This window comes from Bacillus sp. AK124, assembly GCF_053903085.1.
Genome location: NZ_CP096378.1, coordinates 2,876,244 through 2,891,684, shown reverse-complemented (window position 1 = coordinate 2,891,684; position 15,441 = coordinate 2,876,244). Strand labels below are relative to the sequence as shown.

The window sequence follows — 15,441 nt, the reverse complement described above, 5'->3', positions numbered from 1 at the left end:
ATCTCTGTTTTTTTAACATTCTTCTCTGTTTTTTGAGTTTCTGGGACAAAAAGTTGAATTTAAAATGAAATGTAAGCACTTACAAAATAAGGAGGGGAAATGTTGATGAGAAGATTTGTGTTTTTCTCATTTTGCGTTTTGCTGACGCTCGGCCTGTTCGGATGCAGTTCAAACACTGAAGAGGCGGCCGGTGCGGACGGCAAAAAGAAGGTTACCTTGAGGGTCGCGTGGTGGGGCGGACAGCCTCGGCATGATTATACATCAAAAATCATCGAGCTGTATGAAAAGGAACACCCGCATGTCAAAATCGAAGCGGAGTTTGCGAATTGGGACGATTATTGGAAAAAGCTTGCCCCGATGTCTGCGGCGGGTCAGCTGCCAGATGTGATTCAGATGGATATGGCGTATTTATCCCAATACGGCAAGAAAGGCCAGCTTGAAGACCTGACTCCGTACGTCAAGGACGGGACCATCAATACCGAATCGATTGATGAAAAGACGATCAAAGGCGGCAAAATCGGTGATCAGTTATACGGCTTCCCGCTCGGTGTGAATGTGCTGTCGGTGATTACAAATGATGACATGCTAAAAGAAGCGGGCGTTGAAATTGACGACGGCAGCTGGACGTGGACCGATTTTGAAAACCTGGCGCTAGAGGTCGAGGAGAAGACGGGGCAATACGGTTCAAACGGCATGCATCCGCCTGATGTCTTTTTCCCTTATTACTTGAGGACGAAGGGCGAGCGCTTTTATAAAGAGGACGGCACAGGCCTTGCTTATTCAGACGACAAGCTGTTTGTCGATTACTTCAAGCGTCAGGTGAAGCTCGTTGATGAAAAAGCATCGCCGACACCTGATGAAAGCGCGCAAGTGAAGGGAATGGAGGACGATTTTATCGTTAAAGGCCGAACGGCTGCAACATGGAATTATTCAAATCAGTTTTCGGCATTCGCACAGCTGACCGATGCACCTCTGTCATTAAAACTGCCTCCTGAACAGGCGAAAGAAAAGGCGCTGTTTTTAAGGCCGAGCATGCTGTTTTCAATCCCGAAAAGCTCCGAGCAAAAAAAAGAAGCGGCTGCATTCATCGACTTCTTTATTAACAATGAAAAAGCCAATGCCCTGATCAAAGGAGAAAGAGGCGTGCCGGTTTCCTCCAAAATTGCGGAAACGGTGAAGAAAGAACTGAGTGAAGAGGAGAAAAAGATTTTCGAATATGTCGAACGGGCTTCGGAGTCCGCGGGGGAAGCGGAACCGCCTGAACCGATCGGCAGCGCCGAAGTTATCAAACTGCTAAAAGACACATCAGACCAGATTTTGTTTAAAAAGATCACGCCTGAAGAAGGAGCCGCGAAGTTCAGAAAAGAAGCGGACGCGATACTGAAAAGAAATCAACAATGATAAGCGGGACAAGTGGAGGAAGGCCGCTCATCAAATGCAGGAGGAAGTGAACGTGAAGCGAAAAAATAGAATTGACAATTTGGCGGGTTACGCCTTTATTTCCCCGTTTATTATCGGATTTTTATGCTTTACCGTCATTCCGATGGGAGCCTCGCTGTTTCTGTCTTTTACAAGCTACGATCTGTTCACCCCGCCCAAATGGGTCGGCCTTGACAACTATAAGGCGATGCTGACAGATGATGAAAAGTACTGGGGCTCGCTGAAAGTGACGTTTTATTACGTGCTCGCGGGTGTTCCGCTGCGCCTCGCGTTTGCGCTTTTCATTGCGGTGATTTTGAACAGAGCCGAAAAAGGTGTCGGCATTTACCGGACGCTCTTTTATCTCCCGTCCATTATCGGCGGCAGCGTGGCGGTCGCGATTATGTGGCGAAATGTATTCGGCAATGACGGTGTTATCAATGCGCTTTTGTTCTTCCTCGGATTTGACAAGAAGATTCTTTGGTATCAGGATCCGACAAGCGCATTGTGGACCTTGATTCTTTTGTCGGTGTGGCAGTTCGGCTCTTCCATGCTGATCTTTCTTGCCGGATTGAAAAATATCCCGCCGATGTATCAGGAAGCGGCAAGCGTCGACGGTGCAAACAGATTTCAGCGTTTTTTTCTCATTACGCTCCCGCTTCTCAGTCCGATCATCTTTTTTAACCTGGTGATGCAGACCATTTCAGCCTTCATGACCTTTACGCCGGCCTACATTATTTCAAAAGGGGAAGGCGGTCCGCTTGACGGGACGCTTCTATATTCTCTCTATTTGTTCCAGCGGGCCTTCAACTTTTTCCAAATGGGCTACGCATCGGCGATGGCATGGGTGATGCTCATCCTGATCGGCCTTGTCACATTCATATTGTTCAAAACTTCATCCTTATGGGTGCATTACGAATCGAAGGAGGGGTAGCTGGTGGAGCCGGTAAAAGACATTTCGGGGCGGGCGGCGCCTGCCCCGCTTCCCGCAGGAACGGGAAAGAAAAGAGCCGGGCAGCTCGTGTTCCATATCGCGACTGCCGGTCTTGCGATCATCCTTTTGTATCCCGTTATCTGGCTGATCGCAAGCTCGTTTAAAGAAAGTGCGAGCATATTCGCTACATCCCATTCGCTCATCCCGGATCCTTTGATCCTGTCCAATTACACGGAGGGCTGGAAAGGGATCGCCGGACAGCCGTTCATCACATTTATTAAAAATTCGCTTATCATCGTCGGCCTCTCGACGGTCGGTGCGGTTTTGTCCTCAGCGTTCATCGCTTATGGATTCGCGCGGATTCCGTTTAAAGGAAAGGCGTTTTGGTTTAGCTGCATGATGGTGACGATGATGCTGCCGCACGAGGTGCTGATGATTCCGCAATACATCATTTTTGCAAAATTGGATTGGCTGAATTCATTCAAGCCGATCGTTGTTCCACAATTTTTCGGGCACGCGTTTTTTATCTTTTTGATGATTCAGTTCATCAGGACGATCCCGGTAGAACTCGATGAAGCGGCAAAAATTGACGGCTGCAGCCGTCTCGGCATCTTTTTCAGAATCATTTTGCCATTGATCGCACCGGCGCTCGCGACGTCCGCCATCTTCTCGTTTTACTGGAAGTGGGAGGAGCTGATCAATCCGCTTCTTTACTTGAACAAGCCGGAGCTTTACCCGGTTTCTCTGGCACTAAAGCTGTTTTTAGATACGGAAACGGCGTCTAACTGGGGGGCGATGTTTGCGATGTCAGTCGTCTCACTCGTCCCGGTGATCCTCGTGTTTTTCGTCTTTCAAAAATCGATCGTCCAAGGAATCAGCATGAGCGGATTAAAATAAAAAGGGAGAGAAGAGTGCATGACAAAGCTTGTTTTTGATGAAGAAAAACTGAATGAAGTGATCGACAGAATCGTCAAGCGGACATTTCAGATGGATTTCGAATGGGATTGGCCGGGCGGCGTCGCGTTTTACGGCGTCGCTGAGGCGTATGAAGCAACCGAAAATGACGAATACCTCGAACTTTTGAAAAACTGGACGGATGAAAAGCTTGAAGACGGCTTGCCTAAGCTGTCGATCAACGGGGTATCCATCGGCCATACCCTTCTGTCGCTCTACCAGGCGACAGGAGATGACCGTTATCTTGACACCGCCCGGCAAATGGCGGACTATGTGCTCCGCGAAGCGCCCCGGTTCGCAGATGGGATTTTGCAGCACACCGTCAACTCAGAGAAACATGTATTCCCTGAACAGGCATGGGTCGATACGATGATGATGGCGGGCTTGTTCCTTCTCCGAATCGGCAAAACTGTCGGCAGCGAGGCATATTTTGAAGACGGGCTGCGCCAGTATCACGGCCATGAGGAATTTTTGCAAGACATGGAGACCAATCTCTATTATCACGGATGGGACCATGTGGCCAAAAACAATCTGTCAGGCATATTTTGGGGAAGGGGAAACGGATGGGCCGCTTTGACAATGGCTAAAGCGCTCCCTTTGATCGATGTTACGCATCCTTCATACATGATCATTGACGGTTCACTTCGAGACTTGTTGAGCGCGCTTGTCAGGCTTCAGCATCCTTCTGGTTTATGGCACACCGTACTGACGGATCCTGATTCATATCTTGAAGTGTCGGGATCTGCGGGGATTGCTTCCGGCCTGCTGTCCAGAGGCTCGCTATACCACAAATCCGTTCAGAAGGCGCTCACAGCCATAACAGATGCGGTCGCGCCTGACGGAAGGGTGGAACGCGTTTCAGCGGGCACAGCAGTGATGCGGGATGCACAGGGATACAAAGACGTTCCGTATAAACGGATTCAAGGCTGGGGACAGGGGCTTGCCCTGACGTTTTTGGCAGACGTCGTCCGCTCCAAGTCGCGCGCGTTCCAATAGAAATTGAAAAAGAAACATTCTTTTCATTGCAGTGGGGGGAGAGGGATGAAAAAGCTGCATCAAAGATATGTTTCACGGCGAAAAGGAAGTTTTTTTAAAAAAAGCTTTGTGCTGATTCTGCTGATTGCGTGTATTCCTGGCTTATTGACGGGTGCAGGAATCTATTTGTTTTCCGCTGCAAAAATTGAAAAAGAGCTCCAACAAATGCACGAGAACCAGGTGAAACGCCAAATCAGCCAAATCGATGACAAGCTGGAAGGGCTTGAGATCATGCTCTCCCAGCTTGCATATGATCCGCGCCTGATGAACGGTCTGGCCGATGCCGATCTGCAAACGGATTTTCAAACGACGTACAGGCTCTCAAAATCGCTGTTTGTGCTTCAGGATCAAAATCCGCTCATTCACAAGGTTGAACTGTTTATTCAAGGGAAAGAGCCGATTCTTTTAAATCCGGAATACAGCGGAATGACCGACCGGAACATCTTAAAGGCCTATCATTCGTTGCTTGAAGGCTGTCAAAACGTTTATTGGAAAGACATGAGCGCCGCTCCTTACGGAATGGCGCTTGTCCACAAAATTCCGGGAGGCATCTCAGAGCCGTTCGGCGCGCTGATTTTAACGATTGACGAAAAAGAAATGGGGCATTTGCTGGAAAGCCTTTCACCGTATTCAAAGGGAACAGCGCTTCTTTTTCATCATAATCAAAAGCCTGTTTTTTCCGGGAGCAAACGCGGCAAAGCCAATTTTGAAAGCGTTTTAAAAGGGATGCTTGAGAAACAAAAAAATCAACAGGGCTCCCTTGTGATGGATTGGGACGGAGGGGCGTATTCCGTTTCATACGGACGAATGGACAGATTAAACCAGGAATGGACCTATGTCTCGGCTTCACCGATGTCGGCGATTACGGCTCCGGTGTTGTTTTTATCGAAGCTCGTCGCGTCGGTCAGCATCGCCGGGATCGTTCTTGCTTTCATTCTGTCATGGTATGCGTCACACAAAATTTATTCACCTGTCGCAAGGCTGATCAAGCTCTGCTCAGGAGAGGGTAAGGCCGCTCATTTTCCGGATGAATTTCATTGGCTCGAGAAGCGCTGGGAAGACCTGACTGAGGAAAGCGGCAGACTGAAAAAGGAAATGCCCCAGGCTGCAAACGTTTTTTTTCAGCGCCTTCTCGGCGGATACTTTGCAGATGAATCAGAGAGGAATTTGAGAGATCGTCTGAAAAGGTGGGGCTGGGAAGCGAAAGACAATGTGTTTACCATCATCGATATCCAGCTGACGGGACTTTACGAAGGGAACGGAGCTTTTACAAAAAAGGATGAAAGTCTGACGGGTTTTTTGCTGGGCAACATTACGCGCGAACTGGCTGGTAGGACTTTCAAACATATTTATATGACCGATGTCCGTTCGTTATCGCTTGCTGTGCTGCTGATGAGCGGCAGGAAAACAGCCTTCAAGGAAGAAACCGCCCAATTTGTCCGTGAGCTGACGGATGTGATCTGCGGCATATCAAGACTCCACGTCACAGTGACGGTATCAAAAACCGCTCACATGTTAAAAGACATTCCCGGCATGTATGAAGAGGTGAAAGAAGGCAGGCATTACAGACAGTTCGAAAACGCCAGCCAGGTGATCGATTTAAGCCGGAAGGAAGACATGACTCCCGTTGAATCATACTATCCGTTCACCCTTGAAAAAGAGGTCGTTAGGGCGTTACGGCTTGAAGAAAGGGATGAAGTCGAAAGGCGGATCAGGCTGTTCATCCGGGAACTGTCCGAAAAAGGAAAGACGGAAATCCGCATCCAGCCGGGCATGATGCAGCTGTTGGCAAAGATCCAGGAAGAGATCTTTCATTCCGGCCTTCACCCTTATGAATTGTTCAGCCGAAAAAATCTGCTGCAGGAGCTTTCAGAGCTGAGGGAGCCGGAAAGGGCCGTCGGCTGGATGATGGAGCGTGTCGTAAGCCCGTATCTTAAAGAAATGGAAGGCAGGAAAAACAGACAGCAAAAACGGCTTGTCGAACAGGTGCTTGAGATGATTCATCAGCATTATATGAACGATATCTCGCTTGAAAGCTGCGCTGATCAAGCCGGGACGAATTCGTATACGCTGAGCAAAGCTTTCAAACAAGTAACCGGCATCAATTTTATCGACTATGTTACCCGTCTCAGAATCGAAAAAGCGAAAGAGCTTCTTCTTGAAACGAATAAAAAAATCCATGACGTTTCTGAAGAAGTCGGCTACAGACACAGCTATTTCAACCGGATTTTCAAGAAGCAGGTCGGCATTCCGCCGAGCCGCTACAGGCAGATTCATCAGGAATCTTCGTGAAAGGGAGAGTGTTATGAAACGAACAGACGAAAAGCCAAAAGTGTCAGTATATTTGGCCGGGGATTCGACCGTCGCAGACTGTCCTCCGCATGAAGCGCCGATGGCCGGCTGGGGACAGATGCTTCCGCTGTTTTTCTCAGATGAGGCTGTGGTCGTGAATATGGCAAAAGGCGGGGCCAGTTCGAACAGCTTCATTGATGAAGGCCGGCTCGATGACATTACGGAGCGGCTTGGGCCTGATGATTATGTGTTGATCCAGTTCGGCCACAACGATCAAAAACCGTACGGAACAGACCCGTATACAACCTATCAGGAGCATCTTGTCCGCTATGTTGAAGCGGTTCGCGAAAAACAGGCGACTCCGGTTTTGATCACTTCCGCAGAGCGCAGACGCTTTGATCAAAACGGAAAGCCTGCCGACACACTCGGAGATTTTCCGAAAGCGATGAAGGCGCTCGCTGACCGCTTCGAAGTTCCGCTCATCGATTTATGGTCCAAAACAAAAGCGCTCTATGAATCTCTCGGAACGGAAGACTCAAAACGGCTGTTCGTCCACTTTCAGCCGCATGAACATCCTCATTATCCAAATGGAATTGAAGACAATACCCATTTTTCCGAGGCGGGGGCCCGTCAAGTCGCCTGGCTGGTAACAGAAGGAATCAGAGAGCTCGGCCTGCCTCTAGCGGCTTATCTTCATTGTGAAAGGAGCGACTTCCGTGCCGAAGTGTAATGCAAGAGAAGGAAGCCTGATTTATCAAAACCCTTTATCGTCTCCTGAAGATCTCCGCGGCTGGGTGATGGAAGGAAAAGGAATCGTTCGTTTTCCGAACGGCCGCCTGCATATGGAGAATGAACTCGATGCTGAGCAATATGGAGACGATGCCCATTTTGTTTACTGGTGTCCAGAGACATTCCCTGATGGAATAGTTGTGAAGTGGGATTTCTATCCTGTGCGGGAGCCCGGCTTATGCATGATATTTTTTGCAGCCACCGGGATCAATGGGGAAGATTTATTTGACGGGCGGCTGGCGGAGAGAACAGGGAAATATCCGCAATATCATTCAGGGGACATCAACACATTGCACCTGTCGTATTTCAGACATAAGCATGCTGATGAAAGAGCATTCCGAACATGCAACCTCAGGAAAAGCCGCGGTTTTCACCTCGTCTGTGAGGGAGCCGACCCGCTTCCGCCCGCTAATGACGCTTTGCCTCCCTATCGGATGAAGCTCATAAAAGACGGGGCATCCGTTCATTTTTCAATCAACGGGCTGCCCATTTTGGAATGGGAGGATGACGGCAGGCGTTTCGGCCCGGTTTACGGAGGAGGAAAAATCGGCTTCAGGCAAATGGCTCCGCTGAAAGCAGCCTACGCCAACTTTGAAGTGCGCAGGCTGCTGCGCGACTGAAAGGGGGATCGGACATGCGGGAAAAAGGCGTGATGGCGATGATGTACGGCGCTTGTGAAGCGATCATGAAAATCGCCTGGCTGAACGCGCTCTGGGTTTTATTCACGCTGGGAGGAGGCGTTGTTTTCGGCTGGGCTCCGAGCACGGCCGCGATGTTCACGGTCGTGCGCAAGTGGCTGCTCGGCCGGACGGACGCACCGGTATTCAAAACGTTTTATCAAACGTATAAAAAAGAGTTTTTCAAAACAAACGGACTTGGCCTCATCCTCCTCGCCGCCGGCACAATTTTATTAGTAAACTATCAATTTTTCCGCCTCCGTGAGGATTTATTTTCAATCATCATCAGCTATGCCACACTGATGGCCGGACTCATGTATGTCGTAGTTTTCGTGTATATTTTTCCGCTTTACGTTCACGTTCAGCTGCCGTTTGCCCGCTATTTTTCACAGGCTGCACTGATCGGTCTCGTTCGTCCTTTGACGACGGCCGGAATGGCTGCTGCTGGAGGTTTTGTCGTTTATGTGCTGTTGACGGTTCCGGGACTGATCCCATTTTATGGTGTCAGTTTGTTTGCTCTTGTATTAATGTTCATTGCACATCGCTGTTTTTTGCGTCTGGAAGGCTAGCTGAACCGTGCAAAAATGAGAAAAGTGAGCAAAAAAGTATCAATTGAAAAAGGAGAACCGCTTTAAATCGGACTTGAACACATCTTTTCCCTTCGGCAAAAAAGTGCAATTGAATAAAAATGGAAGCCATAATAGAATCCCTTTTAAGTAAACGCTTACAAAAAAGGCGAAGGGAGAAGATGATGAAAAAAGGAAAGAAAAGGTGGAAGAAACTGTTGGCCGCGTCATCTCTTTTATTCATTACGCTTGTGACCGGCTTCTCGGAACAAGCGGAAGCAGACGGGCGGACGGCTGCGCAGGCAAGGCAAATGGAGTCGCTGAACCGGGGGCTTGTCGCTGTTAAAACGGGGAACGGTGTCTTTGTGAGCTGGCGGCTGCTCGGAACCGAGCCCGCTTCTGTTTCATTTAATGTGTATCGAAACGGAGAGAAGCTGAACGGTTCCCCGATTACATCGAGTACAAATTATCAGGATGCAGGCGGGGATTCGAATGCCGTTTACCAGGTGCGCGCCGTTTTGAACGGCGTGGAGCAGGCTCCTTCTGAAACCGCCGGAGTTTGGAATAAACCATACAAATCTGTTCCGCTGCAAAAACCGGCCGGGGGAAAAACGCCTGATGGGGTGTCATTCACATACAGCGCCAATGATGCGAGCGTCGGCGATCTTGATGGAGACGGCGAATATGAAATCATTCTCAAGTGGGATCCTTCCAATTCAAAGGATAATTCACAGGACGGATACACGGGAGACGTGCTGATTGACGCATACAAGCTTGACGGGACCATGATGTGGAGAATCAACCTTGGCAAAAACATTCGCGCCGGCGCCCATTATACACAGTTTCTCGTCTATGACTTTGACGGCGACGGAAAAGCGGAAATCGCCATGAAGACAGCCGACGGGACGAAAGACGGCAAGGGAAAGGTGATCGGAAATGCAAACGCCGATTATCGCAATGCCCAAGGCCGAATTTTGTCAGGGCCTGAGTATTTGACGGTTTTTAAAGGCGATACAGGCGCTGAGCTTACAACGGTCAACTACGAACCTGCCCGGGGAAATGTAGCCGATTGGGGAGACAGCTACGGCAACAGGGTTGACCGCTTTCTGGCCGGTGTCGCATACCTTGACGGGGAGCGGCCGAGTTTTGTCATGGCACGCGGTTATTACACGAGAACAGTGCTTGTCGCTTACAACTTTAGAGGCGGAAAGCTGACCAAACTGTGGACGTTCGATTCGGACGCTCCCGGAAATGGCGCCTATGCCGGTCAAGGCAACCACAGTTTGAGCGTCGCTGATGTTGACGGAGATGGAAAGGACGAAATCATATACGGAGCGATGGCTGTCGATCATGACGGTAAAGGCCTTTATTCAACCGGCTGGGGACATGGGGATGCCATGCATACAGGAAACCTGGACCCCTCAAGACCGGGACTCGAAGTCTTTCAAGTGCATGAAAACAGCAATTCTCCCTATGGATTGTCTTTCCGGGACGCGAAAACGGGAAAGATCATCTGGGGAGTGCACGCAGGCAAGGATGTCGGACGCGGGATGGCTGCTGATATCGATCCGCGCTACGAAGGAGCGGAAGTATGGGCGAACGGCGGTCTTTATACGGCAAAAGGCGTAAAAATCGGGAGCACATTGCCTTCATCAACGAACTTCGGCATCTGGTGGGACGGCGATCTCCAAAGAGAGCTTCTGGACAGCAACAGAATTGATAAATGGGATTATCGAAATTCGCGAACCGTTAACTTGCTGACAGCATCTGGAGCTTCGGCAAATAACGGAACAAAAGCGACGCCGTCCCTGCAGGCTGACATTCTCGGAGACTGGCGCGAAGAAGTGATCTGGCGAGCAGATGACAGCAGCGAACTGCGCATCTACACGACGACAGATATGACGGAACACCGCTTGTATACGCTGATGCATGATGCCGTCTATCGCCTCGGAATCGCCTGGCAGAATGTCGGCTACAACCAGCCGCCGCACACCGGCTTTTATTTAGGCGAAGGCATGCAGACACCTGAGAAGCCGAACATTTATACACGCTGATGGAAAAGGGGAGCTGCATAATGAAGCGATATGTTCGTTGCGTATGGGCCATCCTTCTCCTTTTCTTCTTCAGCACGGGGATTGAGGGACCTGCGCAGCCGAAAGCCGCTGCCGCACATCACAGTCAGGATCTTTTTCTGTTCGATTTTGGAAAAGGTCCCGCTGAGAAGGATTATGTGAAAGTGAACGAGGCCTCCGCGTATCAAAATGGTAAAGGCTACGGGTTTTCACGGGCAGGGAACGCTGTGTGCAAAAAGACGCAAAAAAAAGAAGCGCTCAAGAAAGACTATTGTGTCGTGAACCGGACGGCTTTTCTGGCGGTTCTTTCTCCTGGCGAATACCGCGTAACCGTATTTGCCTCATCCCGCGGTGAATTGAAGCTTTATGCCGAAGGAGAGGAAATGGGAACGATCCCGGCCGGAGCAAAGGGAAGTTCAGCCGAAAAAGCGTTCACCGTTACGGTGGAAGACGGGCGTCTCGATTTGGAGTGGAAAGGACCTCAGCCAAAAGTGTATGCCGTCGAAATTTCGAAGGTGTATCGGTTTGATTTCGGTGACGGGCCTCTTGCTTCGGGCTTTATTCCGATAGACGCGCAATCGGCTTATACCCCTTTAAAAGGCTACGGATTTGACGACACAACAAAGGTGACTTGTACGGACCGCGGTATCGCCGATCCGCTTCGTTCAGACTTTTGCATACCGGATGGAACGGCGTTTACGGTCGATTTGCCTGACGGTCAATATCATGTCCGGCTGATAACCGGAGATGCCCGAGCAAAAACGAACATGGACGTACGGGCAAATGGCATGATTCAGCTCTATTCATTTGGAGCGGAAGCGGGCGGATACAACGAAAAAACGTTTCCGATTCATATTTCCGGCGGCCGCCTTTCCATTCAAGCCTTAGCAGCGAGAACAGCGCCGCGCCTCAATGCGCTGGTCTTGACGAAGACGGCTTATCATGTAACGGATGACAAGACGACGGTTTTTCTGGCGGGAGATTCCACGGTTTCCGATTATGAACCAGGTTATGCGCCGATGGCAGGCTGGGGGCAATTTTTAGGCGGCTATTTCTCGGATGAAATTGTCATCGACAACCAGGCGAAACGCGCGAGAAGCGCGAAAAGTTTTGTGGATGAACGGTCGCTGGATACGATTTTAAACCGGATGAAACGGGGCGATTATTTGTTGATTCAGTTCGGCATCAATGACGCCGGGCAAGATCCGGCCCGTCATACAGATCCGTATACGACATTTCAGGAATACTTGAGAACCTACATTAACAAAGCCCGCGAAAAAGGAGGACGGCCTGTGCTCGTCACTTCTCAAAGTAAACGAACCTATGATGAAAAGGGCGTTTTTTACAACAGCATCGGAGAATATCCGAACGCAATGAGACAGCTCGGACGGGAAATGAACGTTCCGGTGCTCGATTTAAATAAAAAGAGCATTGATTATTACAACGAGATCGGCGTTGAAGCGACTAAAAACGTATTTATGTTTTTAGAGCCGGGAGAAAGCCCGAATTATCCAGACGGAATCCAGGACAGGGTGCATGTTCACGAGTTCGGCGCCAACCAATTGGCAAGGCTCGTAACAGAAGAAATCGCCGATATGAACATGTATCCGCTGAAACATTCGCTCAAGAAATAAGGTGTCGGGAGAGCCGGTCTCCGGTTCTCCCGTTCGCCATTCCATACCGTAAAGGGGAGAGAGGACGATGGGAGAAAAAGACGTACATGCAGCAGCTGAACGCGTTCGGCCGGTGAAATCGACGGCAAAACCGAGGCAAATGGAACGCTTGAACCGCGGACTTGTGGCCGTAAAAACAAAAAAAGGGGTTTTTCTCAGCTGGCGGCTCTTAGGAACAGATCCGGAAGAAACGGCTTTCAACCTATATCGCAACGGTCACAGAATCAACTCAACACCCGTTTCATCATCGACCAACTTTCTTGATAAACACGGAAACGGAGAATCTGTCTATTATGTGACAAAGGTTCTCGGAGATCAGGAAGTCGAGCAGTCGCACAAAACAGCTGTCTGGCAGAAGCCGTACTTGGATGTTCCGTTAAACAAGCCTGACGGCGGGACAACTCCTGACGGCGTACAGTATACGTACAGCGCCAATGACGCGAGCATCGGAGATCTCGACGGCGACGGAGAATACGAAATTGTGCTCAAATGGGACCCGTCCAATTCGAAAGATAATGCACACAACGGCTATACCGGAGAAGTCATCATCGATGCATATAAGCTTGATGGGACATTCATGTGGAGGATTCATCTCGGGAAAAACATCCGCGCGGGCGCCCATTATACGCAATTGATGGTCTATGATCTTGACGGCGACGGGAAAGCGGAAATCGCCATGAAGACAGCTGACGGAACGGTTGACGGAACCGGTCGGGTGATTGGCGATCCTGCTGCCGATTACAGAAATGAAAATGGACGAATTTTGGACGGGCCTGAATATTTGTCGATTTTTCACGGGGAAACGGGAAGGGAATTGGCAACCGTGGATTACGATCCGCCGCGGGGCAGGCTTGAGGATTGGGGAGACAGATACGGCAACCGCATGGATCGATTTTTGGCAGGCATCGCCTATTTGGACGGTGAAAGGCCGAGTCTTGTTATGGCGCGCGGCTATTACACAAGAACGGTGCTTGCCGCTTACAACTTCCGGGACGGCAAGCTGACCAAGCTATGGACATTTGACAGCGACAAGCCCGGAAACGAAGGTTATGCAGGGCAGGGAAACCATAGTCTGAGCGTCGCGGATGTCGACGATGACGGGAAAGATGAGATCGTCTACGGTGCGATGGCCGTGGATCATGATGGAACAGGGCTTTATACGACAGGGCTTGGGCACGGTGACGCCATGCATGTGAGCGATCTTGACCCGGATCGACCCGGGCTGGAAGTCTTCCAAGTGCATGAAGACCCGCGCCTTCCGTACGGTCTCTCATTTCGCGATGCGGGTACAGGGGAGATCCTCTGGGGAGTGCCGGCCGATACAGATGTTGGGCGGGGAATGGCCGCGCATATCGATCCCCGCTATAAAGGCTCGCTTGTCTGGGCGATCGATCCCCCGGGTAATGAAGGGAAATCATACGGCCTCTATACGAGTAAGGGAGAAAAGCTCAGCGACGCCGCTCCGGCTTCGGCCAATTTTGCGATTTGGTGGGACGGCGATCTTCTCCGCGAGCTGCTTGACCACGATTGGAAAGAACCCGCCGGCATCCCGAAAATTGATAAATGGGACTATCACAGCGGCAGGCTGGTCAATCTGCTCACTGCTGACGGAACGCTGTCTAACAATTGGACGAAAGGGACGCCCGTGCTTCAGGCCAATCTATTCGGCGATTGGCGCGAAGATGTCGTATTCCGCACCACGCGAAGCGATGCTCTGCGAATATACACAACGACCGAGCTGACTGAACATCGTTTCTATACGTTCATGCACGATCCCGTCTACCGCTTGGGGGTAGCCTGGCAAAATGTCGCTTACAATCAGCCGCCTCACCCCGGATTTTATTTGGGAACCGGAATGGACAAGCCGCCCCGGCCGAATATTTATACCGCTCCCTGTAAGAGACATGAAGAGTGACAGAGATCGCCGGTTCATTCAGGTTTATTAAATATACAAAAAAGTATGATTGTAATCTCACAGCCTGTTCCCATAAAATGAATGGTAAGCGATTTCATTCCAAAATGAAAAGAGGGATTCATATGGAGTATCAGGCGAGTGATACACGCTATGAAAATATGAAATACAACCGCTGCGGGCATTCAGGTTTAAAACTGCCTGCTTTGTCTTTAGGGCTTTGGCATCATTTCGGAGAAGCCAATTCGTTTCAAAATGCCAAAGCACTGTTAAGAAAAGCATTCGATCTGGGAATCACCCACTTTGACTTGGCGAATAATTATGGTCCGCCCCCCGGTTCTGCCGAAGAAACTTTCGGAAAAGCGCTGAAAACCGATTTTGCCCGCTACCGTGATGAAATGGTCATCAGCACGAAAGCCGGCTATACGATGTGGCCCGGACCATACGGCGATTGGGGGTCAAAAAAGTACCTCGTCGCAAGCCTTGATCAAAGTTTAAAACGAATGGGCATAGATTATGTCGATATATTTTATTCGCACCGCCCTGATCCCCATACACCGCTGGAAGAGACGATGGGAGCGCTCGCCCATATCATCAGGCAAGGAAAAGCTTTATATGTCGGTCTGTCGAACTACAGCGCCGAACAGACCGAAAAGGCGGCCGATATTTTGCAAGAATACGGGGTTCCGCTCCTCATCCATCAGCCCAAATATTCAATGTTCCACAGAGAACCGGAAAACGGCCTGCTGCAAGTGCTGCAGAAAAAAGGAGCCGGGGCGATCGCGTTTACACCTCTTGCTCAAGGGCTTTTATCAACGAAATATTTGACTGGGATTCCCGCCGGGTCAAGAGCCGCAGATGTGAACAGTCCGTTTTTGCAGGCCGAGAGCATCACAGAAGACGTGCTCGGCAAAGTCCGCAAGCTGAATCAAGTGGCGGCCGAACGCGGCCAATCCCTGCCGCAAATGGCGATAGCCTGGCTTTTAAAAAATCCGCGCGTCACCTCGGTGCTGATCGGTGCAAGCAAAACCGAACAGATCGAAGAAAATGCCGCTGCTCTTAAGTCCGCTCGATTCTCAGCTGAAGAGCTCGACACAATTGATAAAATTCTTTCATAA

At 50.0% G+C, this 15,441-nt stretch carries 12 protein-coding genes; all 12 read left to right on the top strand.

Going from position 1 to position 15,441, the window contains the following annotated elements:
- Window positions 1-105: 105 nt before the first annotated feature.
- The gene (locus M1E06_RS14470) at window positions 106-1,401 is read left to right on the top strand and encodes an ABC transporter substrate-binding protein (protein WP_026579841.1); all 1,296 of its coding nucleotides are present in this window, start codon (window positions 106-108) and stop codon (window positions 1,399-1,401) included.
- A 34-nt stretch (window positions 1,402-1,435) separates the two neighbouring features.
- Complete coding sequence (locus tag M1E06_RS14465) at window positions 1,436-2,353, top strand: carbohydrate ABC transporter permease (RefSeq protein ID WP_031305097.1); 918 nt, start codon at window positions 1,436-1,438, stop codon at window positions 2,351-2,353.
- Window positions 2,354-2,440: 87 nt separating this feature from the next.
- A complete protein-coding gene (locus M1E06_RS14460; protein ID WP_243941130.1) occupies window positions 2,441-3,250 on the top strand; it encodes a carbohydrate ABC transporter permease in 810 nt (269 codons plus the stop codon).
- 18 nt (window positions 3,251-3,268) lie between these two features.
- Complete coding sequence (locus M1E06_RS14455; protein WP_023856745.1) at window positions 3,269-4,303, top strand: glycoside hydrolase family 88/105 protein; 1,035 nt, start codon at window positions 3,269-3,271, stop codon at window positions 4,301-4,303.
- A gap of 45 nt (window positions 4,304-4,348) precedes the next feature.
- Window positions 4,349-6,634: an AraC family transcriptional regulator gene (locus M1E06_RS14450; RefSeq protein WP_216904255.1), complete on the top strand. Its 2,286-nt coding sequence runs from the start codon at window positions 4,349-4,351 to the stop codon at window positions 6,632-6,634.
- Between the two features lie 13 nt (window positions 6,635-6,647).
- Window positions 6,648-7,364: a rhamnogalacturonan acetylesterase gene (locus M1E06_RS14445; RefSeq protein WP_065643299.1), complete on the top strand. Its 717-nt coding sequence runs from the start codon at window positions 6,648-6,650 to the stop codon at window positions 7,362-7,364.
- The gene (locus M1E06_RS14440) at window positions 7,351-8,043 is read left to right on the top strand and encodes a YesU family protein (protein WP_035338906.1); all 693 of its coding nucleotides are present in this window, start codon (window positions 7,351-7,353) and stop codon (window positions 8,041-8,043) included. The genes M1E06_RS14445 and M1E06_RS14440 overlap by 14 nt, the downstream gene beginning before the upstream one ends.
- 14 nt (window positions 8,044-8,057) lie before the next feature.
- On the top strand, window positions 8,058-8,669 hold the full coding sequence (locus tag M1E06_RS14435; RefSeq protein ID WP_035338904.1) for a YesL family protein: 612 nt from the start codon (window positions 8,058-8,060) through the stop codon (window positions 8,667-8,669).
- Between the two features lie 182 nt (window positions 8,670-8,851).
- Window positions 8,852-10,720, top strand: a complete 1,869-nt coding sequence (locus tag M1E06_RS14430) for a rhamnogalacturonan lyase (protein ID WP_035338902.1) — start codon at window positions 8,852-8,854, stop codon at window positions 10,718-10,720.
- 20 nt (window positions 10,721-10,740) lie between these two features.
- A complete protein-coding gene (locus tag M1E06_RS14425; RefSeq protein ID WP_230368371.1) occupies window positions 10,741-12,372 on the top strand; it encodes a rhamnogalacturonan acetylesterase in 1,632 nt (543 codons plus the stop codon).
- Between the two features lie 67 nt (window positions 12,373-12,439).
- Window positions 12,440-14,326: a rhamnogalacturonan lyase gene (locus tag M1E06_RS14420; protein WP_033155142.1), complete on the top strand. Its 1,887-nt coding sequence runs from the start codon at window positions 12,440-12,442 to the stop codon at window positions 14,324-14,326.
- 122 nt (window positions 14,327-14,448) lie between these two features.
- Complete coding sequence (gene mgrA / locus M1E06_RS14415; RefSeq protein ID WP_020451066.1) at window positions 14,449-15,441, top strand: L-glyceraldehyde 3-phosphate reductase; 993 nt, start codon at window positions 14,449-14,451, stop codon at window positions 15,439-15,441.